At 60.7% G+C, this 22,059-nt stretch carries 16 protein-coding genes, 1 tRNA gene and 1 other RNA gene; 7 read left to right on the top strand and 11 right to left on the bottom strand.

The window, feature by feature from the left end; translation table 11 throughout:
• Positions 1–71: 71 nt before the first annotated feature.
• Positions 72–2,402, bottom strand: coding sequence for an HtaA domain-containing protein (locus tag RWZ58_RS02240; RefSeq protein WP_303983413.1), 2,331 nt, complete (start codon positions 2,400–2,402; stop codon positions 72–74).
• 237 nt (positions 2,403–2,639) lie between these two features.
• Between RWZ58_RS02240 and RWZ58_RS02235 the strand changes: the two genes are divergently transcribed.
• The gene (locus tag RWZ58_RS02235) at positions 2,640–3,302 is read left to right on the top strand and encodes a heme oxygenase (biliverdin-producing) (protein ID WP_294639674.1); all 663 of its coding nucleotides are present in this window, start codon (positions 2,640–2,642) and stop codon (positions 3,300–3,302) included.
• Between the two features lie 124 nt (positions 3,303–3,426).
• Here RWZ58_RS02235 and purL read toward each other — a convergent pair whose 3' ends face one another.
• The 8 genes from purL to RWZ58_RS02195 form a co-directional block, all read right to left on the bottom strand.
• A complete protein-coding gene (purL, locus tag RWZ58_RS02230) occupies positions 3,427–5,745 on the bottom strand; it encodes a phosphoribosylformylglycinamidine synthase subunit PurL (protein ID WP_303983409.1) in 2,319 nt (772 codons plus the stop codon).
• A 25-nt stretch (positions 5,746–5,770) separates the two neighbouring features.
• Positions 5,771–6,583, bottom strand: coding sequence for a phosphoribosylformylglycinamidine synthase subunit PurQ (gene purQ / locus RWZ58_RS02225; protein WP_303983406.1), 813 nt, complete (start codon positions 6,581–6,583; stop codon positions 5,771–5,773).
• 5 nt (positions 6,584–6,588) lie between these two features.
• Positions 6,589–6,840 (bottom strand): phosphoribosylformylglycinamidine synthase subunit PurS, encoded by a 252-nt coding sequence (gene purS, locus RWZ58_RS02220; protein ID WP_005507194.1) that lies wholly within the window; start codon positions 6,838–6,840, stop codon positions 6,589–6,591.
• A gap of 122 nt (positions 6,841–6,962) precedes the next feature.
• Complete coding sequence (locus tag RWZ58_RS02215; protein ID WP_314657090.1) at positions 6,963–7,913, bottom strand: 3-methyladenine DNA glycosylase; 951 nt, start codon at positions 7,911–7,913, stop codon at positions 6,963–6,965.
• A 52-nt stretch (positions 7,914–7,965) separates the two neighbouring features.
• Entirely contained in the window at positions 7,966–8,427 is a 462-nt protein-coding gene (locus RWZ58_RS02210; protein ID WP_314657089.1) for an excisionase family DNA-binding protein, read from the bottom strand.
• A 228-nt stretch (positions 8,428–8,655) separates the two neighbouring features.
• The gene (locus tag RWZ58_RS02205; protein WP_314657088.1) at positions 8,656–9,951 is read right to left on the bottom strand and encodes an aspartate kinase; all 1,296 of its coding nucleotides are present in this window, start codon (positions 9,949–9,951) and stop codon (positions 8,656–8,658) included.
• A gap of 188 nt (positions 9,952–10,139) precedes the next feature.
• Positions 10,140–11,240: a recombination mediator RecR gene (gene recR, locus RWZ58_RS02200; protein WP_314657085.1), complete on the bottom strand. Its 1,101-nt coding sequence runs from the start codon at positions 11,238–11,240 to the stop codon at positions 10,140–10,142.
• A 180-nt stretch (positions 11,241–11,420) separates the two neighbouring features.
• On the bottom strand, positions 11,421–14,372 hold the full coding sequence (locus RWZ58_RS02195; protein WP_314657082.1) for a DNA polymerase III subunit gamma and tau: 2,952 nt from the start codon (positions 14,370–14,372) through the stop codon (positions 11,421–11,423).
• Positions 14,373–14,576: 204 nt separating this feature from the next.
• Between RWZ58_RS02195 and ffs the strand changes: the two genes are divergently transcribed.
• The 3 genes from ffs to RWZ58_RS02180 all read left to right on the top strand — a co-directional run bounded on the left by ffs (position 14,577) and on the right by RWZ58_RS02180 (position 15,528).
• An RNA gene (ffs, locus tag RWZ58_RS02190) (signal recognition particle sRNA small type) lies at positions 14,577–14,673 on the top strand.
• 323 nt (positions 14,674–14,996) lie between these two features.
• Positions 14,997–15,085 (top strand) — tRNA-Ser (locus RWZ58_RS02185).
• Positions 15,086–15,204: 119 nt separating this feature from the next.
• Positions 15,205–15,528, top strand: a complete 324-nt coding sequence (locus RWZ58_RS02180) for a type II toxin-antitoxin system VapB family antitoxin (RefSeq protein ID WP_005507186.1) — start codon at positions 15,205–15,207, stop codon at positions 15,526–15,528.
• Positions 15,529–15,638: 110 nt separating this feature from the next.
• Here the strand turns inward: RWZ58_RS02180 and RWZ58_RS02175 are convergent, their stop codons facing one another.
• Together RWZ58_RS02175 and RWZ58_RS02170 are read right to left on the bottom strand one after the other, a co-directional pair.
• Positions 15,639–16,334 carry a TetR/AcrR family transcriptional regulator gene (locus RWZ58_RS02175; protein ID WP_005509262.1) on the bottom strand — a complete coding sequence of 232 codons (696 nt, stop codon included), beginning with the start codon at positions 16,332–16,334 and terminating at the stop codon, positions 15,639–15,641.
• Positions 16,335–16,457: 123 nt separating this feature from the next.
• A complete protein-coding gene (locus RWZ58_RS02170; RefSeq protein ID WP_314657080.1) occupies positions 16,458–17,546 on the bottom strand; it encodes a hypothetical protein in 1,089 nt (362 codons plus the stop codon).
• A 291-nt stretch (positions 17,547–17,837) separates the two neighbouring features.
• Here RWZ58_RS02170 and RWZ58_RS02165 point away from each other — a divergent pair, with 291 nt between their 5' ends.
• The 3 genes from RWZ58_RS02165 to RWZ58_RS02155 all read left to right on the top strand — a co-directional run bounded on the left by RWZ58_RS02165 (position 17,838) and on the right by RWZ58_RS02155 (position 21,868).
• Entirely contained in the window at positions 17,838–18,566 is a 729-nt protein-coding gene (locus RWZ58_RS02165; RefSeq protein ID WP_314389812.1) for a queuosine precursor transporter, read from the top strand.
• A 107-nt stretch (positions 18,567–18,673) separates the two neighbouring features.
• The gene (locus tag RWZ58_RS02160) at positions 18,674–20,128 is read left to right on the top strand and encodes an amino acid permease (RefSeq protein WP_314657079.1); all 1,455 of its coding nucleotides are present in this window, start codon (positions 18,674–18,676) and stop codon (positions 20,126–20,128) included.
• A gap of 234 nt (positions 20,129–20,362) precedes the next feature.
• Positions 20,363–21,868 (top strand): amino acid permease, encoded by a 1,506-nt coding sequence (locus RWZ58_RS02155; RefSeq protein ID WP_314657078.1) that lies wholly within the window; start codon positions 20,363–20,365, stop codon positions 21,866–21,868.
• The last annotated feature ends 191 nt before the right edge of the window (positions 21,869–22,059 follow it).

The following is a 22,059-nucleotide window of genomic DNA, read 5'->3' as shown; positions in this document are numbered from 1 at the left end:
TCACCCGTGAGCCTCAATGGTTGAGCCTCATGGACGAGCCGACGGTCTGGGCCTCCTCAGAAAGGAAGCCGTTATGCCTTCTTGCGGCGGCGAGTGTACACGACGGTACCCGCACCGGCTACAACAGCGATGAAGCCAGCAACCAGGGTGCCCTCAACACCGGAGGCACCGGTGGACGCCAGAGGCTTGCCGGTGACCGGGTCGCAACCCTCACCCTCGTAGACGGTTTCGGACACGGTCTTGGTGGTGGTCTTCGCGCCGTTAATCGCCGCGGAGAAGCTCAGCGGAGCCATGTCCTTACCCGCCTCGTAGAAGCCAGCGAACGCCTTCGCGCCCTCAGCGGTCAGGGTGGTTGCTGCACCGTTGACGCTCACAGCCTCAGCGGAGCTCTGCAGACCGGACAGATCCACCTTCAGCAGTGCCACCTCACCGTAGTTAGTTGCCTTGCCGGAGGGGTCATTGCTGGTCATGGTCGCGTAGAGAGTGCCGGTATTGCCGTTAATCTCAAGGCGCGGGTTCGCAATGGTGGTGTCCAGGACGCCGTGGTGGCCGGTGAAACGAACCGAACCGCTGAAGGAGATGGAACCCTTACCACCCTTGAAGGTGCCGGTGCCGTTAGACCAGTTGAATGCATCCGAAGAGTAGGAGGTGCCGTTCAGCTCCCAGCTACCGTTCGCGATGCCGCCGCGCACGTAGTTGCGGAAGGAATCACGCACGCCCCAGCCGAGGTTTGCGCTCTTAATGGTGCCGTCGGATGCGCCCTGCTCCTGCACCTCGCGGGTGCGGGTGACGGGTACGCAGACCGGCTGTGCCGGGTTGTTGCTGACCGAGCCGTTCGAGGAGGAACCGCCGTTAGAAACGCTGCCGGAGGTGCCTGCCGAACCGCCAGAACCGGAGTTGCCGGTGGAGTTCGAGGAGCCGTTGTCGGAAGAGTTGTTCTCAGAACCCTTGTTCTCGGAGGAGTTGCTCTCAGAGGACTTGTTATCAGAGACGCGCGGAACCTCAACGGTGTTCTCCGCGGTCTGCTCGCTGAGCTTCACGGAGAAGCTCAGCGGTGCCATGGCGTTGTCGGAGCCGCGGTACTGGCCCGCGAAGAGAACCTCGGAGCCTTCATCGGTGAGCGCGACTGCCGCGTTCTGTGCCGAGAAAACGCCGTCCTTCACGCCCGCACCGGAGAGGTCCACCTCGGCGATAGCCAGACCGGTCTTGGAGACGGACTTGCCGTCGCGGGTCAGCGCGTCAACATCAGCGACCAGGGTGCCCTTGCCGTTGACGACGACCAGGCGCATGTTCTTGATGGTGCTCTTGAGCTGACCGTTGTGGCCGGTGAACTCTGCGGTGCCCGCAAAGTTGATCTGGCCGGTCTTGGTTTCGGGGTTGTACACGCCGGATGCCTGAGTGTACTTCAGACCGCCTGCTGCGGTCTTCTCCAGACCGTCAACGTTCACTGAGCCGTGCGCGAAGCTGGTCAGGTACTTCAGGAAGGACTCGCGGATATCCCAGCTGAGGGTGCCGGACTCGACGACGTTGCCGGTGACCTTCTCTTCACGCTTGGGTTCGGTGGTTGCGGCGGGGGAGGAGGGGGCTGCGCTCGGTGCTGCAGAGGTGGGAGCTGCGCTCGGTGCTGCAGAAGTGGGCTCGGCGGGCTTGGGCGCCTCGCTGGTCGGCGCTGCAGTCGGCTCGGCGCTGGGCTCAGTGGAAGGTGCGGGGGCGGGTGCTTCCTTGGTCACGATGGTTGCGGAGAAGCCGAGCGCATCCAGCTCCTGACCTGCCTTGTAGAAGCCCGCGAAGGCGCCGGTTGCCTCTTCGGAGAGCTTGACGCGGGTGCCGTTTTCTTCGTCAACGCTGGGCAGGGTGATGATGTTACCCTCAACCTTCAGGCCGGAGGCGTTGAAGGTACCGATGGTCATGTTCTTGGTTTCGACCAGGTCGTTGGGGGTGGTGTTGCCGTTGTAGGGGCGCGACTGAACATTGGCGCGCACGGTGCCCACGCCGTCCTTAATGGTGACGGAGAGGTCGGAGATGATGACTTCCAGCAGACCGTGGTGTGCGGTGTAGTGAATCGAGGAGCCGGTGAAGGTGACCGAGTATTCGCCGTTGGCTACGGTGCCTTCGGCGGAGGTGAAGTGGTAGGAGCCGTCTTCGTTGGTGGTGACGCCGGTCAGTTCCTGGGAGCCCTGGGAGAAGGCACCGTTGATGTAGGAGCGGAAGGACTTCTTCAGGCCCCAGTTGACGGTGACGTCCTGCAGGCTCTGCTCTGAGGCTGCGGTTACCTCACCGGCGCTGATGTGGGAGTTGGTTTCAGCTGCGAAGGCTGCGGGTACGCCGGCGACGCCGCTGAGGCCGATGGTTGCTGAAGCCAAGAACGCCCAAGTGCGCTTGGTGAGAGAGGGGGTAGACATTCGGTGTCTCCTTGAATTTTGTGATTGTGGTGTTCGTATCAAGTCTAGCCCTATTAGCCTATGTTTGTGTAACTTAATGCCTAGGGTGACTTGTTCATAAGGTTTACCTTAGCAAATTTTTTATGAGAACTATTGCCAAAACCGGTTTTTGGTGACAATATGTCATTAACAGGTTTTGGTGACATGGTGTCACTAAAACATTTATTGTTCACCCACAAGCCACTTTAGGAACTCACCATGACTATTACCGCCCCCGCAACCACCCAGGAACGCTTCTCCGCACGCCTGAAGGAAAGCACCAAGCACGTCCACGACAACGCCGAACACTCCACCTTCATGGAAGACCTCATGGGCGGCTCCCTCAACACCGAGGCATACCTGCGCCTCATCAACCAGTACGTGCACATCTACGAAGCACTCGAGGCAGTCTCCGAACACTACCGCGCAGAAACCAGCCCCATCACCGAACCCTTCACCCACCCCGGCCTCGACCGCGCAGAATACATCCGTGCAGACATCCGCGCACTCGGCCAGGACGGCGACATCGACGCGCCCCTGCCCGCAACCGCAGAATACGTAGAGCGTATCCGCGCCACCATCAACTCCCCCGAACGCTACCTCGCACACCACTACCTGCGCTACCTCGGCGACCTCTCCGGCGGCCAGGCAGTCGCAGCGCTCGTCACCCGCCACTACGGCATCCCCGCAGAAGCACTGAGCATGTACCGCTTCACCGAACTGCCCAAGCCCAAGGTCTTCAAGGACGGCTACCGCGAACTGCTCGACAACGCACCCCTGACCGACGAACAGCGCGAAGCCCTCATCGAAGAATGCATCGAAGGCTTCCGCATCAACGCCTCCCTGTTCGCACAGCTGGGCCGCAAGGTCGCCGAGGCATAAACACCGAACGCCTCAACGCACAACCTCTCACCGCTCAATGCACAAGCCTGCGGGCATAACAAAAGGGGCGGATGCTTTCACAAGCATCCGCCCCTTTCGGCGTTAGTCTCAAACTAGTCGAAGACTAGCCTTTCGCAACCTCACCGAAGTAAGAAGCGAGAGTACCCTCGTGAGCTGCACGCAACTCATCCAGGTCAATGGAAACCTCATCCTGGAAGTCCAGAGCGTTCGACGCAGCATCCACCACACCAATACGTGCGAAGGGGAACTGGCGAGCGGTGCACATATCCTTGAAGCGCACCTCCTCAGAACGCGGAACCGAAACCACAACGCGGCCCAGGGACTCCGAGAACAGCAGGGTGAACAGGTCCAGACCGTCACGCTCAGCAACCTCACCCAGACCAATGCGGGCACCGGTGTTGAAACGCAGGCAAGCCTCCGACAAAGCAGCAGCCAGACCACCAGCAGACACGTCGTGTGCGGCATCAATCATGCCGTCACGAGACATGTTCACCAGCATGTCACCCAGCTGACGCTCCAGAGCCAGATCAACCTTCGGCGGCTGACCGCCCAAGTGACCCTTGAAGCGAGCCCACTCGGAGCCGTCCAGCTCATCGCGGGTGGTACCCAGCAGGTAAATAGCCTGACCGTCATGCTCAGGAGCCCAACCCGAAGGGGTGCGGCGGGTGACGTCATCCATAACGCCCATCATCGCAACCACGGGGGTCGGGTTAATAGCCTTGCCACCGGTCTGGTTGTACAGGGACACGTTACCGCCGGTCACCGGAACACCCAGCTCCATGCAGCCGTCAGCCAGGCCGCGAACAGCCTCAGCGAACTGCCACATGACGTCCGGATCCTCGGGAGAACCGAAGTTCAGGCAGTCAGACACAGCCACGGGGCGTGCACCAACGGTCGCAACGTTACGGTACGCCTCAGCCAAGGACGCGCGAGCACCCTCGTACGGATCCAGGTAGGTGAAACGCGGGGAGGCGTCGGTCGCCAGAGCAACACCGAGGTTGGTGTTCTCGTCCACGCGCACCACGCCGCCATCGTCCGGCATGGACAGGGCGGTGTTGCCCTGAACGTAGCGGTCGTACTGGTTGGTAATCCAGGACTTGGAGCACATGTTCGGGGACGCCATGAACGCCTTGATTGCCTCGCCCAGCTCCTTGCCACGCGGGCGGGAGTCGTCAGCAGCCGAACCGGTGAAGTGGTTAGCCTGAACGTCATCCTGCCACTCGGGGCGTGCGTAAGGACGCTCGTAGGTGGGGCCGTCATGTGCAACGGTGCGGGGGTCAACGTCCACGATGACCTCGCCGTCCCACTCGATGACCAGGCGGCCAGAGTCGGTCACCTCACCGAGGAAGGAGTACTCCACGCCCCACTTGTTCATGATCGCTTCGAAGCGCTCCACGTTCTCGGGGGAGACAACAGCCATCATGCGTTCCTGAGACTCAGACATCAGAATCTCGCCCGGGGTCAGGGTGGGGTCACGCAGCAGAACCTTGGTCAGGTCGACGTGCATGCCGCCCTCACCGTTAGAAGCCAGCTCGCTGGTTGCGCAGGAAATACCCGCAGCACCCAGGTCCTGAATACCCTCAACCACGGAGCCCTTGAACAGCTCCAGGCAGCACTCAATCAGAACCTTCTCAGCGAAGGGGTCGCCCACCTGAACGGCAGGACGCTTCGAGGGCTTGGTGTCGTCGAAGGACTCCGAAGCCAGCACCGACGCACCGCCGATGCCGTCGCCACCGGTGCGTGCACCGAAGAGGACAACCTTGTTGCCCACGCCCGATGCGTTCGCCAGGCGGATGTCCTCGTGGCGCATAATGCCCACAGCCAGTGCGTTGACCAGCGGGTTTGCCTGGTAGCAGGAGTCGAACTCAACCTCGCCGCCGATGTTCGGCAGGCCCAGGGAGTTACCGTAACCACCAATACCGGCAACCACGCCGCCAATAACGCGGGCGGTGTCCGGGTGATCAATCGCGCCGAAACGCAGCGGATCCATCACAGCAATCGGGCGTGCACCCATCGAAATAATGTCACGCACAATACCGCCCACACCGGTAGCAGCACCCTGGTAGGGCTCCACGTACGAGGGGTGGTTGTGGGACTCAATCTTGAAGGTAACAGCCCAGCCGTCACCAATATCGGTCACACCGGCGTTCTCACCGATACCGACCATCAGGTCCTTCTTCATCTCATCGGTGACCTTCGCACCGAACTGCTTCAGATGAACCTTAGAAGACTTGTAGGAGCAGTGCTCGGACCACATGACCGAGTACATTGCCAGCTCAGCCGCGGTAGGACGGCGACCAAGAATCTCCTTAATGTCCTCGAACTCGTTCTCCTTCAGGCCCAGTTCAGCCCAGGGGAGTTCGGTGTCCGGGGTTGCCGCCGCGTGCTCGACGGTGTCGAGGTTAAACTGCTTTTCGCTCATAACTTCTTAGAATCCTTGTCGTGCGTTAGCGGGCGTTAATCAGGTTGGCAAGAACCGAGGTGAACACGCCGAGACCATCGGCGCCACCGCGCAGAGAAACCTCACCAAAACCAGAAGAGGAAGGACCGAAGCCGGGCTCCACAGCGTGCTCCGGGTGCGGCATCAGGCCGACCACGTTACCGCGCTCATTGCTGATACCAGCAATGTCGTTACGGGAACCGTTCGGGTTGAAACCAACGTAGCGGAACACCACGCGGCCCTCAGCCTCCAGCGCCTCCAGGGTCTTCGGGTCAGCAACATACTGACCGTCCTGGTTCTTCAGAGGAACAACAATCTCCTGGCCTGCAGCGTAGTCGCTCGTCCAGGAGGTGGAGTTATTCTCAATGCGCAGAACCTGGTCACGGCAAATGAACTTGCGGTGATCGTTCTTGATCATCGAACCGGGCAGCAGGTGAGACTCAGTCAGAATCTGGAAACCATTGCAAATACCCAGAACAGGCAGGGGCGAAGAACCGGAGGTACCGGCAGCGTTAGCGGCATCAATCACCGAACGCATCACGGGAGCCTTCGCAGCAATAGCGCCGGCACGCAGGTAGTCACCGTAGGAGAAACCGCCAGGAATGATGACGGCATCAACGTTCTTCAGGTCAGCGTCGTCGTGCCACAGCTCAACGACGGTACCACCAGCCAGACGGACAGCACGCGCAGCGTCACGGTCATCCAGGGTGCCGGGGAAAGTCACCACGCCAACGCGTGCGTCAGCGAAAGCGGGGTTCGGGGAGTAGCTAGAGAAGTCGCCAACCAGGGGGACTTCAGTAGGTGCGAGGGACTCTGCCATAGGTCTTAGTCCTCCAGAACCGAAACGTTCACAACGTCTTCGATGACGGGGTTCGACAGCAGCTCTTCAGCAGCCTTGCGGGCAGCTGCGAGGTGCTCCTCAGTAGCCTCACCCTCGACGGTCAGCTCGAAGCGCTTACCCTGGCGAACATCCACGAAGGAATCAACGCCGATACGGGGCAGTTCGTGAGAAATAGCCTTACCCTGCGGGTCAAGAATTTCGGGCTTGAGCATAACATCAACAACAATACGGGCCATGTGTGGGCACTCCTTGGGTGCGTGGGTTCTGTATGAGCCGTATCTCATCTTACCGTACTAACGACCGTAACGGGGGTATGCGTTCGGTTGGTGGATACCCTAAGAGGCTCGAATCACGTCTTTTACGCCTCGAGGGGCGGAAGATAGCGCTCGCACACCGCAAGCAGGCGCTCACGCAACTCAATGGAACGCTCCGACAGCTCACGCTGAATGCGTACGTACTCAGCCTTACCCTCGGTCGTCTCCACCGGAATCGGCTCGTACCCCCAGTCACGAATATCGTAGGGGGCGGCGCGCATATCCAGTTCACGCGCATCCCACGCCAGGTCAAAACAATCCATGACCAGGGTTGAATCAACCAGCGGCAGCAGCTTATACGCCCACTTGTACACGTCCATGTTCGCGTGCAGGCACGCCGGCTGCTCCAGCACGCGCTGCGTCTCGCGGGTCGGCTGCAACTCGTTCAACGGTGCCGCCTGCGGCATGAAGAAACGGAACGCGTCAAAGTGCGAGCAGCGGATGCGGTGGCTCTCCACCACGCGGTCCGTACCGTCCGCGCCCAGGCGCAGTTGTAGGTAATCGTGGCGGATATTGTTCTCCACCGACTTGTACGCCATCGCCCACTCGTGCATGCCGAAGCAGCCGAACTGCCCCTTCTTCGCCGCCGTGTTACGCAGAATCTCGTGGGTGAAGGCGAGGGCGGTAGCGCGGCGCTCCACGAAGTCGGTGACGTCCACGGTGACGGCGGAGGCGGCATCCGCCTGGGCACGCGCCACCTGCGGAGTGCAGCCGGCCTCGAGGAGTTCCTGCTCGGTTGCGGGTCGGTAGAAACGCCAGGAGGCGCGCTCGGGCGCATCCAGCAGAATGACGCCGGCGCCGGGGTGCCAGCGCTTAAACTGGCCGGGCTTGAGAGTGTAGTAGGTGAACAGGAAGTCCTCTACAGGGTGCACCTCGTGGCGGGCACGACGCTGCGCAAACGGGTCAGCGTAGCGGCCGGCACGCACCTCATGCGCCGCCGCCGCGGCGCGCCACTCGGAGCCATCCATCACCTGGGAAAACACAACACTACTCATGCTTCTAGCCTAAACGATGCCGTAACAAGGTAGGGCAGAAAGTAAAACTACTTTATTCAGTGAAGGTGTCAACAAGATCGTGTTCATCCTCGAGTTCCCAGAGCTCTTTGAGAGCTTGCTCCTTCTGAGCAACGGTCTTCTTGAGAAGTCCCTTACGGAAAGCATCAGCATCCTCGGTGCGGATACGGAAGTGGCTACCCACCTTATGCGCTGGGAGGTCACCAGAGCGAATAGCCTTCATGAGTGTCGGGCGTGAAATACCGATACGCTGCGCCGCAATCGTCGTCGTCAAATCGTGAGGGACAACCTGAACATCGATACTTTGCCCATTAGCCAGGGCATGCAGGACGTGCTGAATGACCTGGTTGAGGGCATCGCCAAACTGCTGGCTTTCTCGACCCGAAACGGTCAGCTCAATGGTGGTTTCTTCAGAGTTCTTAAGGATTTCCCGTGCCTCTGCGCGAGCCTGATTGAGGGTATCTTCCTCCAGGGGGTTGGTTAGGGTGGTGGTCATTATCTTCTCCTCGGGGTTGGGCGAATAAGCATCCGAAGGCACCGCGCCGGTGGGGTGCATATCATTCGGTGAGAGGCTCATCCACGGTTGATACAACCATACCCCTATCTGAAATAACTGTAAAGTGTTTCAGATATTTCACTTGTGCACCGATAAAAGGGAGGGGCGGCGCCGGATCAAACCAGCACCGCCCCTCCCGAAGCGTACAGCTCACAAACGACCTAAACCCTAGCGGCCAGTACCACCGTAAACAGTAGCCTCACCCTCGGCATCCAGACCGAATGCAGTGTGCACCGCGCGAACAGCCTCATCCAGCTTGCTCAGCTCAGTAATCACCGAAATACGAATCTCAGAGGTCGAAATCATGTCAATGTTCACGCCCGCAGCAGACAGCGCCTCAAAGAAAGTGAACGAAACACCCGGGTTGGTCTTCATACCCGCGCCAACCAGCGACAGCTTACCAACGGACTCGTTGTAAATAACCTCCTGGAAGCCCAGCTCAGCCTTAGCATTCTCCAGAGCCTTCAGCGCGGTCGGGCCCTGCGCCTGATCCAGAGTGAAGGAAATATCGGTCACGCCCGGGCGGTCAGTGGGAACGTTCTGAACAATCATGTCCAGGTTCACCTTCGCCTCGTTCAGCAGGCCGAACACCTTCGCTGCCGAACCGGGAACATCCGGAACACCAACAACGGTAATCTTTGCGCGGGTGCGATCGTGCGCAACACCAGAAATCAGGGGCTGTTCCAAGGGAATCTCCTTCAGATGGGTGGGGGTCAGTTCCGCGGACTCCTCCGGGATCACAATGGTGCCTTCAAGGTTCGAGAACGAAGAACGCACGTGAAGCTTCAAATTAAAACGACGAGCATACTCGACACTGCGCAGGTGCAGAATCTTCGCACCATTCGCCGCCATCTCCAGCATTTCCTCGCTAGTGACGGTATCCAGCTTATGCGCGGTCGGCACGATGCGCGGGTCGGCGGTGAACACGCCGTCCACATCCGAGTAAATCTCGCACACATCAGCCTTCAGAGCAGCCGCCAACGCAACAGCGGTCGTATCGGAACCGCCGCGGCCCAGAGTGGTAATGTCGCCGCTCTGACGGTTCATGCCCTGGAAACCAGCCACAATCGCAATGTTGCCAGCCTCAATCGACTCACGGATACGGTCCGGGTTGACCTCCACCAGGCGCGCAGAACCGTGCACGCCGTCAGTAATCATGCCAGCCTGAGAACCAGTGAAAGACTGGGCCTTAGCGCCCAGGTCGTTAATAGCCATCGACAGGATGGCAGTCGAAATGCGTTCACCGGCAGTCAGCAGCATGTCCAGCTCACGGGAAGGAGTGACATTGCTGGTGACCTCTGCGGCAAGGTCGAGCAGCTCATCGGTGGTGTCACCCATAGCGGACACCACGACGACCACATCGTTACCTGCCTTCTGAGTGTCCACGACGCGGCGGGCAACGCGCTTGACGCCCTCCGCATCCGCTACGGAGGAACCGCCGAACTTTTGGACGATCAGGCTCATAGATATCTCCAGGTCAGTTACTTTGTGTGCTACCGGCAGACGCCGGCTCCTCACCTATAGTAGACGGCGTTCAGTGCAAGCGGCGAACTGCGCCCCCGTATGTATTGCCCCGTGAAATATTACGTAGTATTACGCGGTAGTGATGCGGGGTGTGGAGGCGGGTACAACAAGCCAGCAAAGGCGAGTTTTTAGGTCCACGGGTTCACATAGGTGACACCCGGCAGCGGCGGAACATCCGGCTTCGGGGTGCGCAACGGGGCGTTCTGAATCGAGCGGATCTTCTCCTCGTAGTCGGGGGTGCGGAACACCTCCGGAGCATCCTCCGGCTGCTCGGACGCGGGCGCCTCTGCGGGGTCGGAGGCGGCGCTCGCCGGAGCCTCCTCGGCGGAGTCTTCACCCAGGTCAGGGGCGGATTCTGCGGCGGGTTCAGTATCGGCAGAAGAGTCCTCAGCCTCCTGCAGAACCTGCTCAATCAGTTGCTCATCCACTGTACCTTGCACGCCGGCGGGCGCCGCCGGGGCGGAAACGGCAGAATCCTCAGCATCCAGGTCATCAAACATGCTTGAATTCCAGCGGCGACGACTCTGCTTCGCCTCCTGAGCCTGAACCTGAGCCGCCTGCTCACGCTCCTGCTCCTCCTCGCGGCTCACGCGCTCAAAATCCTCGGCGGCAGTATGCGCCACCGCCGTGCCCTCGCTAATGACGCGGCGACCCTCCAACGCACGGCCCAGGGTAATCTCGTCCGCGTACTCCAGATCGCCACCGACCGGAAGACCCGACGCCAGGCGCGACAGACGCACACCCAGCGGCACGAGCATACGCGAGAGGTATGTTGCGGTCGCCTCACCCTCAAGGTTCGGGTCCATCGCCAGAATAATCTCCTGGATGCGCTCATCCGCCAGGCGGGACACCAACTCACGAATACGCAGCTGCTCCGGGCCCACACCCGCCAGCGGGTTAATGGCGCCGCCAAGCACATGGTAGCGGCCGGTGAAAGAACGGGTACGCTCAATCGCCACCACGTCCTTCGACTCTTCGACCACACACAGCACGGACGGGTCGCGGCGCTCATCACGACAGATCGTGCACAGTTTCGTCTCGGAGACGTTACCGCACTCCTCGCAGAAGCTCACGCTGGTCTTCACCGTGGAAATCGCGTTGGCTAGGCGCGCCATATCGGCGGCATCCGCATTCAGAATGTGAAAAGCAATGCGCTGAGCCGACTTGGGGCCCACACCCGGCAGGCGGCCGAGCTCGTCAATGAGGTTTTGAACTGCTCCCTCGTACATGGCTTCTCCTTCAGATGCAGTGTGTTGTGCTGGTGCGCTGTTCTTGGGCGACGTTATGAGTATGCACCCAACCCCTGACAGTTTAGGGGCGTTTCGCGTAGCGAGTATGCGGCTGGAATGAGTGCGCCCGCCATCGGTGCGATGGCGGGCGCGGCACCTACCCGGTGTTAGATTCCCGGATTAGGGCTGGTGCAGGGGACGTTCGTCAATGACGGTGCCACCAATAATTTTTTCGATAGCGCGCAGACCGATGAAGGTGCTGTTTTCGACCTTCTCGTCATCCTCAGAGACGTAGTCCTCATCGGATGCGGCGCGTGCCGGGCGAGCCGGTGCCGCCGGTGCGCTCGGCGCGGTAGGAGTCGGTACGGTAGGCGCGTTAGAAGCCGGCGCTGCGGGCTTCTCCTCGCTTGCCGGGGCATTATCAGCAGGGGCCGCCTGCGGTGCCTCCGCCAACGGACCCGCCGCTAGGGGGCCTGCAGGGGCAACCGGTGCCGTCTGCGGGGGAGCAGCGAGCGGACCTGCAGGGTCAACCGGGGTTGCCGAATCCTGCGGTGCCTCCGCCAACGGACCTGCCGGGGTAACCGGAGCAGCGAGCGGACCAGCCGGTGCTACAGGCTCAGCAGGCAACGCGGGCGTTGCGGGTGCAGTGGGTGCAGTGGGTGCCTCATCCGGTTCAGCGTAGGCAGGCTCATCCTCAAAAGGGGGCTCCTCCTCATACGGAGGTTCCTCCGCGTGAGGAGGCTCCTGCGCGAACGGGGGCTCCTGCGCATACTGGGGATTTGGGGCATGCTGGGGTTCCTGTGCTTGCTGGGGTTCCGGGGCGCTCTCCTGCTGCGGAACTCCGCTACCGGATGCGGCAAAGGAATCACGCTCACCAAAACCACCCGCCGGAGCAACCGGAACCTGCTGAGCTGCCGGAACTTGTTGACCCGTCGGAACCTGCGGAGCAACCGGGGGCTCAGGCGCAAGCGGACCAGCCGGGGCTTCCTGAACCGGTGCCTGCACTGCCGCCTGGGCAACCTGCTGAGGTGCCTCCTCGGGGGCACTCTGCGGAATCGGGGCAACCTCCCACGCGCCCAGGGGGGCATCCACGCTCGTGGACTCGGGGGTGTTTGCGCCGGTCAGCGGCTGACCGTGGCGACGCCACGCATCCTCACCGCCGCGCGGACCATCAGCCAGCGGTGCCGGCTGAGTGGGCTGCTGAGGTGCCTGCTGAACAGGCGGCTGAGGTGCCTGCGCTACAGGCGCCGCCGCCGGAGCTGCGGGCTGTACCGGGGTAGGCTGCGCTACAGACGCCGCCGCCGGGGCGGGCTTAGCCTGCTCGCCGGGCTTTGCCACCTGAGCATGAATGGTCACCTGACGGCGCAGGAACTCACTCACGCGGGCGGTCAGCTCGGGCACAAAGCCCTTGACCGCGCGCAGAGTCGCAATGTCGGCGCTCACGTACAGGGTTGCGCCGTCCATGCGGGCGGGGCGAACCTTCATCAGCTGCTCCGCCGCACCGGGAACGCTCATTCGGTTAAGAATGGCGCGCCAATTACCCTGAACCGCCGCCAGCGGATCGTTCGGGTCAAGCTTCAGAGGCGCGGAGGGGGTACCCGCCGCAGCTGCTGCAGGAGAAGCCGGGACATTCGGTGCCGCCGGAGCATGAGGTGCCGCCGGGGTGTTACCCGCTAGGGGAGCACCAGCCGCAGGCGCGGACTCCTGCGCGGTCGGTGCCAGAGGTGCAACACTAAGGGGCGCACCCGCCAGCGGGGGAGCACCCGCGCTGGCCTGCTGAGAACTGCCCTGCTGAGAGCCGCTCTGCTGAGGGGCTGCCTGCTCCTGAGAAGTCTGGGGTGCAGACACCTGGGTCTTAGGAGCCAGGCCAGCCGCCGCCATACCCGCCGCGCGAGCCGCAGACATGCCACCCTGCGCCGGACCAGAACCAGCAGGAGCCGAACCAGCAGCACCAGAAGCCACGCGACGCTCCAAAACCTGCAGGCGAGAAGCCAACGCCGCAACCTCCGCGCCACCGGCAGAACCCTCCACCGCAGGCAGAAGCAGACGCGCACACAACAACTCCAGCTGAAGCTGCGGATTCGCCGCACCCGTCATACCATTCAGAGTCTCATTGACCGTGCCCGCGGCAACCGTCAGCTCACGCTCACCCAGAGCCTGCGCCTGCTGACCCAGGCGCTCCAACTGGTCCTGCGGAACACCCTGCAAAATCTGACCTGCAGCCTGCGGAACAGCCTTCACCACAATCAAATCACGCAGACGCTCCAGCAGATCCTCCACAAAACGGCGAGGATCCTGACCGGTCGCCACCACACGAGACACCGCACCAAAGAGAGCCGGCGCATCCTTCGCACCCAACGCCTCAATGACCTCATCCAGAAGCTGCGCGTGGGTATAACCCAGCAGCGCCACCGCACGGTCATACTCAATACCGTTCTGCGACGACGCACCAGCCATCAGCTGATCAAGAATCGACAGCGAATCACGCACCGAACCGCCGCCAGCACGAATCACCAGCTGCAGCACGCCAGGCTCAACGGCCACCTGCTCCTGATCGCACAGACCCTGCAGGAACGGCAGAAGAACCTCCGGCGGAACCAGACGGAACGGGTAATGGTGAGTGCGCGAACGAATCGTACCCAGCACCTTATTCGGTTCAGTCGTCGCGAAGATAAACTTCACGTGCTCCGGCGGTTCCTCCACAATCTTCAGCAGCGCATTGAAACCCTCACGGGTCACCATATGCGCCTCGTCAATAATGAAGATCTTGTAACGGTCACGCACCGGCGCCAAAGTTGCGCGTTCACGCAGGTCACGGGCATGATCCACACCGCCGTGGCTCGCCGCATCCATCTCAATCACGTCAAGAGAACCGCCACCATCACGCGAGAGCTCACGGCACGAATCGCACACGCCACACGGAGTAGGAGTCGGACCCTGCGCACAGTTCAAGCAGCGCGCCAAAATACGCGCCGACGTGGTCTTACCGCAACCACGCGGACCCGAAAACAGGTACGCGTGATTCACACGGTTCTTCTCCAAGGCGACCATAAGAGGTTCGGTCACGTGCTCCTGCCCGATAACCTCAGCAAAGGTTTCGGGGCGATAACGACGATAAAGGGCAGTGCTCACGGCAACCTCTTCAACTCGGGGGTGCGGATAGGACAATCCCTACCATTTTAGACGCTTTACCCCCGGCCCGAGTGGCCAACAGTCACCGGTGAACACACACCACCACGACACCCGCTACGGATGCCCACCCGGGTAGCATGTACGCCCACAGAAATACCGCGGACGCACCGAATTCCCAAGAACCCAAAAATCCGGTACACTGGTTCTTGCCTCTTACGTGGCGTTATCTTGGAAAACTCCCCCAGGACCGGAAGGTAGCAAGGGTATTCGAGCTATGACGGGTGCGTAAGGGGTTTTTCTATGCCTAAAATCAGGCACCTGGGTAGTTCGCACCCGTCATATCCGTCTCACTGTCGTTCGATGGCTTCAACCCAGGATTTATATCCTCGCTCGCTCGGAATCCTGGGTTTCAGCGGTTGCGTAAGGGGTTTTTCTATGCCCAAAATCAGGCACCTGGGTAGTTCGCGCCCGTCATATGCACTACGTGCCCGCTCCGCCCGAAAATAGGAGCACAAGCGCCCGCGAGTGTGCTTTCTGTTACTTTTGCTGCATAGGGCTTGCGCGCCCGGCAAAAGCGTAGTAAAGTTTTATTCGTTGCCTGCGCAATGCGTAGAAAACATAGCTGGAGGATTCGCCTAGCGGCCTATGGCGCACGCCTGGAACGCGTGTTGGGTTAACAGCCCTCGGGGGTTCAAATCCCCCATCCTCCGCCACCGATCCCCGGTCTTAGATTCTAAGACCGGGGATTTTTTATACCCTTGGTACTATTTCTTCAGAACCCCCACGGTTCCACGCGCCGCCGAGGCACCCCATACCTGCAGAAAGCACCACCATGATCTTCAAAAAAGTAGGCGACAGCCGCCCCTACCCGCAGCACGGCATGACCCACGCCGACTGGGGAGGAATCCCGCCGCAGCAGGTACGCCTCGACACCCTCATCACCACCCAGAAGACCCTCAACCTCGAAACCCTACTCGCGGAAGACTCCACCTTCTACGGCGACCTCTTCCCGCACGTCGTCAAATGGGGTGGCGAACTCTACCTCGAAGACGGCGTGCACCGCGCGCTCCGAAACGCGCTGCACCGCCGCGCCGTCATGTACGCACGCGTGCTGGACCTGGACTCTATCTCCCCGGCGCTGCTGCCCGGCGCGTAAAAACCCACCCGAATATAGAAAAAGCCGCGGACCGATGCAAAGAAGCATCAGGTCCGCGGCATTCTTATGAACGTATAACTGCTACGTATTTGTTGCTTAGGGCGCCATGCTTAGGATGCGACCTTCAGGCCCGCCTCCTGCACCGGGGACTGCTCCGGCAGGGACTCCTCGGAGTCCAGACGAACAGGGTTGCCCTCGGCATCAAAACGTGCGCCCAAGCCCATCTGAATAAAACGGATGGTATTCAGAATCTGGCGCTCGCGGGTCTCCTCATCCGGTGCGTCCTCGGCGCGGCCAGCGCTCGAAGAGAGCGAACCGTGCACGAGCATCGCCAGTTCGCGAATATCGTTCTTGGGAATGTAGTTCTCGGCAATGGCGGCAGAGAGAATATGCGCCAGCACCATCTGCAGCTCGTGCACGTGCTTGCCGAGCTTCGCGTAGGACTCGGGGGAAAGCATGGAGCGCATTGCCGGGCCCGGGGGCAGGTGGCGGCGCGCCAGGTCGTTGATCTGCAGGCGAATGTACACGGCGAGCTGGTCGATCGGGTTTTCGATGCCCTCCAGGCCGACGCGCAGTTCGTTGAGGAAGCGTTCGGTCTCGTCCAGGGCGTAGGCGACCAGCAGTTCGCCCATGTCGGCAAAGTAGTTGTAGACCGCGGTGCGACCGATACCGGCGTTCTTGGCGACGTCGGTCATGGTTAGGCCGGAGAGTCCGCGGTTGTAGAGAATCTCGCCGAAGGAGTTGAGGATGGCGCGCTTGGTGTTTTCGCGCTGGGCGGCGTTGGTTGCTGCAGAAATACGAGGCATAGTGACACTCTACCCCAAATCGTCAGCAAATGACGAATTTATCGAATGTGTCACCAAGAAATTTGCGCAATCCATGCGAATTTTCACGTTTATGACAAAACAACCTGTGACAAAACACAGCCCCTACAGGAACCCCAAACGCGTAGCCGCCGCCAAATCAGCACCCACCAGCGACGCAATCGGATACCCCGTATGGCCACGCCCCGGAGTCACCTGCAGCAGAGTCCGCGCACCCAAACTTTCGTAGAACGCGCTACCCTCCTGCGCCGCAATACGCGCCGACCAGCTCCCCTCGGCACTCGTCGCCATGCGCCGGCGACCAGACGGCGAACGCCCATCCAGCACGCCCACATGCCAGCTCATCAGCAGACGCTCATGCGAAGAAGGATTCAGCGCAGCCTGCTCACGCACCCGTGCGGGCACGCCGTCAGCGCCGCCGCCGCCGATGAAGGTGGCGCCGCCTCCGCGAATCCAACCAATATCGTGCGAGAGCAGCTCGTAGCTGAGGAACTCCGCGCCGCCCGAATATCCGGCAAGCCAGACGCGGCTCATGTCCACCCCGTACGCCAGGGCAATCTCCTCAATGAGGGCGCGAACCATCCTGCCGTTCGAGCGGGCACGAACCCACCAGTTATAGGTCAGCGGAGGCGCATAAGAATCACCATCGGTCAGACGCGGCTCCCGCAGGCTACCCGGCGACAGCACCGGCACCGACAGCATATTGAACTCAGCCGCCACCTGCGCCAGCTCGGCACGCAGGGGGGAAGTTCGGCGCAACAGGCGGCTACCGGCACGCGAGAGATGATCACCATCAAAATAGAACAGCACACCGGGCGCAGACTCAGAATCGGTCAGAAGATACAGGTTATCGACCCGATAGTAGATATTGCGCCCGCGATGCGTAAACGATCGGTAACCGAGCAGCTCAGACGAAGCCAGAAGCACTGGCTCTAGCAGGGAAGCTCCGGTGCGCACAGCCTGCGCCGCATAGGTGAACAGCGGATGCAGACGCGGAATATGGGCGCTGAGCCTACGCTGATTGCGGTGCCGCCTCTTCTGCGCTCGACGTGCAGAACGCCGTAGCGAACGCCGTATCGAGGCGCGTAGAGCACGCCCCGTACCCGCTTCCAGCAGGGATGCCACCTGTCCGGTACGGTGAGCGCCGCTACGGTAAACTCCGCTGCGGTGAACTCTGCGGCTCAGTCTCTTCATACCTCCATTGTAAATGTGCGGGTTCTGCCGCTACCGGGATGAGATGGTGCTGCAGGTATCCCACACCGGGTAACCGGGTGCATGCGGCGTCCACACTCTTGAAAGGCGTCCACACTCTTGAAAGAGGCGCAGAAACCTGCCGCCGCCACAGCATATAGGTACTATTAGATAGGCTCGGGTGGCAGGCGAGCCGGTGAGTAGCGCCCTGCATAGCGTGCTCACCCACCATGCGTGAGGGCGGTGTCCTCGCGTCAAGAAACACATCGCATGAAGAAAGACATGGGGAAAGTAATGGCTAAACCCGTTAGCGAATCTAAGGCTCAGACGAGCACCGTCAAGGTGCCCTGGGCTGGTCGCCGCGGCTACTTTGATCTGCTGCTGGGCGCGTCCTGCGTCATCCTGATCATTTCGAATATTGGTGCAACCAAGGGTGTGGAGTTCGGTCCGCTGCCCTTCGAACTGCCCCTCATCGGTAACACCATCGTCACCGATGGTGGTTTCTTCCTTTTCCCTCTCGCCTACGTTATTGGTGACCTTCTTTCTGAGGTGTACGGCTTCAAGCGTGCCCGCCGCGCGATTGTGGCGTCCTTCAGCTCGGCTGCTTTTGCCGCCCTGTGCTTCCTGCTGATTGTGCACCTGCCGCCGGCAAGCTTCTACACCGGTCAGGATTCGTTCGCGCAGGTTCTCGGCCCGGTCTGGCAGATTTTTGCGGGTTCCCTGCTCGGCTACCTCTTCGGTCAGACCCTGAACGCATGGGTCATGGTGGCGATGAAGAAGGCGTGCAAGGGCCGTTTCCTGTGGCTGCGCATGATTGTCTCCACCCTGGTTGGTGAGCTGCTCGACACCCTCATCTTCTGCTCGATCGCCGCACCGGTACTCGGCATCGACACCCCGGAAGCGTTCATCAACTACGTGCTGATTGGCTATATCTATAAGTGCCTGGTCGAGGTGCTCCTCATGCCGATCAGCTACCCGATTATTGGTTGGTTCAAGCGTCACGAACTGGAGTACGTGGCATAAGCTAACTTCCTTACAGCTGATGTGCAGAGCCGCCCGGCCTAACGCCTGGGCGGCATTGCCTTTTCAGATTTGTTCAATACACAGCATGTCTAAGAAAGAGATACGTTATGTCTAAACTGCAGGGGAACACCCCCGAGCAGTCGGAGAAGAACGACTCGTTGAATCGTTCCCTCTCCCACGGCCAGTTGACCATGATTGCAATGGGCTTGGCGCTGGGTACGGGCCTGTTCCTGGGCTCCTCCTCCGCCATTAAAATTGCGGGCCCCGGCGCAATCCTCTCTTACGCTATTGGTTCGATGATTGCGGCAACCATTGCTGCGTGTGCGGGCGAAATGTCCGTGCGTCACCCCGTCCAGGGCGGTTTCGGCACCATTGCCAGCCGATACCTGAACCCCTTTAGCGGCTACCTGACTCGCTGGGCGTATTGGGCATGCACCGTGCCGCTAGCTGGCGCTGAGCTGGTAGCGGTTGGCCACTACATGGCGTACTGGTTCCCGGACGTTCCCCTGGCTGTGTTCGTTGCCCTCTTCGGTGCGATTATTCTGGTGCTGAACCTGGTGAGCGTGAAGTCCTTCGGCGCCCTGGAGTTCCTGCTCTCGTCGATTAAGGTTTCTGCCGTCATCGTGTTCATGGTGATTGGTGTGCTGCTGGTGTTCGTGGGTCTGCCCGGCCACGCTGCGGCGGGTACCGCAAACCTCATGAACGACGGCGGCTTCCTGCCGAACGGCCCGGCATCCATCTGGATTTCGATGGCTGTTGTCATGTTCTCCTTCGGCGGTGTGGAAATGATTTCCCTCTCCGCAGCGGAGGCGAAGGACCCGGCACGCTCGGTCGCAACCAGCGTGAAGGCAATGATTTGGCGCCTGTCCACCTTCTACGTGGTGTCCATGGCGATTATTCTCTGCCTGGTGCCCTGGCAGACCGCCGCACAGAACTCGGAGCTGACCGAGTCGCCGTTCGTGCTCGTCTTCTCTGAGCTGGGCATCCCCTTCGCCGCGGACATCATGAACTTCGTGGTGCTGGTGGCTGCGCTCTCGGGCGCGAACGCCTCCCTGTACGCGGCAACCCGCCTGCTGCACGCCCTGGGCTCTGACCGTATGGCTCCCGCAGTGGCTGCCCGCACCTCCTCGCGCGGTGTGCCGGTCGTGGCTCTGCTGATTTCCTTCACCGGCGTTGTTGTGGCGACCGTGATGGCTGTTGCCAAGATCGGCGACATCTTCGCCCTGCTCATGGCGCTGGTGACCCTGTGCATCCTGATTGTGTGGATCATGATTCTGCTGACCTACCAGGCGTACAAGAAGGACCAGAAGAACGCATCCTCCTTCACCGTGCTGGGTGGCCGCGTCACCGCTGGTCTGGCTCTGGCGGGTGTTCTGGCGACCCTGGCGGCAATGTTCATGCTGCCCGGCTCGGGTGTTCAGGAATCCATCATGGTCGGCATCATCTTCTTCGTGCTGATTTCTATTGGCTACGCCATTTCCTCGAAGGTTCAGGGCGGTTATGAGCGCCCCGACCTGGACGCTATGCACGCCGACGAGGACACCAACGCGGCACAGCACTAAATAACGTGAAAGCCTCGCGAGGCTAAAATATGAAAGGCGCCGGATGGGGGAGCACCCCTGCCCGGTGCCTTTCGCTTTCTGCAGGTTCCGGCAGCGCCGTTCTGAACGGCTCGGGCCTGCCCGTAGAATAGTTAACTATTCGCACCTGTCACCGAGGATATGAGGCCGCGGGCGCCGGGTGCGAGCACACATTGCACATCACGCCCCTAAGGCGTACTGACGGAAGGCACCTTCGTGTCCCACAACGACGATACCCGCAGCCACGCTGCAGCGGGGACCGCCGGATCGCGCACCCTGAAGCGTTCTCTGTCCCACGGACAGATGACCATGATTGTGATGGGTTCGGCGCTTGGTACGGGCCTCTTCTTGGGTTCGGGCACCGCTATTGCGATGGCTGGTCCCGCGGTCATTCTCACTTACGCTATTGGTTCTGCGCTCGCTTCGGTGATTGGTGCGGCAACCGGTGAAATGGCGGTTCGCTACCCTGTCCGCGGCGGTTTCGGCACTATTGCTACCCGCTACCTGGGCCCGTTCGCGGGCTTTTTGACTCGCATCGCCTACTGGACGGCGACTGTTCTGATTGCCGGTGTTGAGCTGGTGTCGGTGGCGACCTACCTGAACTATTGGTGGCCGCAGCTACCCCTGTGGACCGGTATTGCGGTGTTTGGTGTGGCGCTGATTGTGCTGAACCTGACGAGCGTGAAGTCCTTCGGCATGCTGGAGTTCTTCCTCTCCTCCATTAAGGTCATTTCGATTGTTGCCTTCCTGCTGGTGGGCCTGTGCCTGATTTTCTTCGGTCTGCCCGGCCACGCCGCGGTGGGTACCGCAAACCTCTTCAACGATGGTGGTTTCATGCCGAACGGCCCGCAGTCGGTGTGGCTGTCGCTGGCCGTTGTGATGTTCTCCTTCGGCGGTATTGAGATGATTTCGATTTCTGCCGCGGAGGCGAAGGACCCCTCCCGCTCGGTGCGTTCCTCGGCTAAGGCGATGATGGTTCGTCTGGCGACCTTCTACGTGCTGGCGGTCCTGATTGTTGTGGCTATTATTCCGTGGCGTTCGGCGTCGGGTCTGGGCGATGCGGTGGAGGCTTCCCCGTTCGTTCTGGTCTTTGAGCAGTTGGGCGTGCACGGTGTGGCGCACTTCGTGAACTTTGTGGTGCTGATTGCGGCGCTGTCGAGTGCGAACGCGAACCTGTACGCGGGTGCGCGTCTGATGCACTCGCTGGCGGTTGACGGTATGGCGCCTCGCCAGCTGGCTCAGGTGAATCGTGCGGGCGTTCCGGCTCGTGCGGTATGGCTGTCGACCAGCGGTATGGTCATTGCTATTCTGCTGGCGCTGTACAGCCCGAAGGAAGCGTTCCTTTCCATGATTTTCGTGATTATGGTGTGCGCGCTGACCGTGTGGGTTTTGATTCTGTTCGCCTACATTGTGTACAAGCGTGTTGAGCCGGCGACCGATGGTTTCCGCCTGTGGGGTGGCCAGTTCACTGCCGCGGTCGGTGTTCTGCTGCTCTTCGCGGTGTGGGTTGCGCTCTTCATGGTGCGCGGCTCCATGATTCCGGCGATTGTGGGCGTGGGCTACTTTGTGGTGCTGAGCCTGCTGTACTTTGCTCGTATTCGCCACACGCACGTGATTGATGAGCAGACCTTCGTGGAGGCTCAGCAGGCAACCGGCGAGTACGACGCGATGAAGTACGACGCCGATCATGCGCTGGAGACCGCGGCGAAGCTGGGTCGTTAGGAACTGCGGTTCTGTGTTCGGGGATTTTACCCCCTGAAATCCTGAGTAGGGTAGTTCGCGGCTAGTGCGGGTAATAAACGAAAAATACGGAAAATTTCTGGAATTCCTCGTAATAAAACCGTAAAAATGCCGTGGGCTCTCAGGGCAGGTCTATCATAGACAGTGAACCGTATGATCTTGTATGCGTTCAA

It is taken from the genome of uncultured Rothia sp. (assembly GCF_963544205.1).
GTDB lineage: Bacteria > Actinomycetota > Actinomycetes > Actinomycetales > Micrococcaceae > Rothia.
The sequence above is the reverse complement of the archived record's forward strand: the minus strand, read 5'-3'. Positions and strand labels throughout refer to the sequence as shown.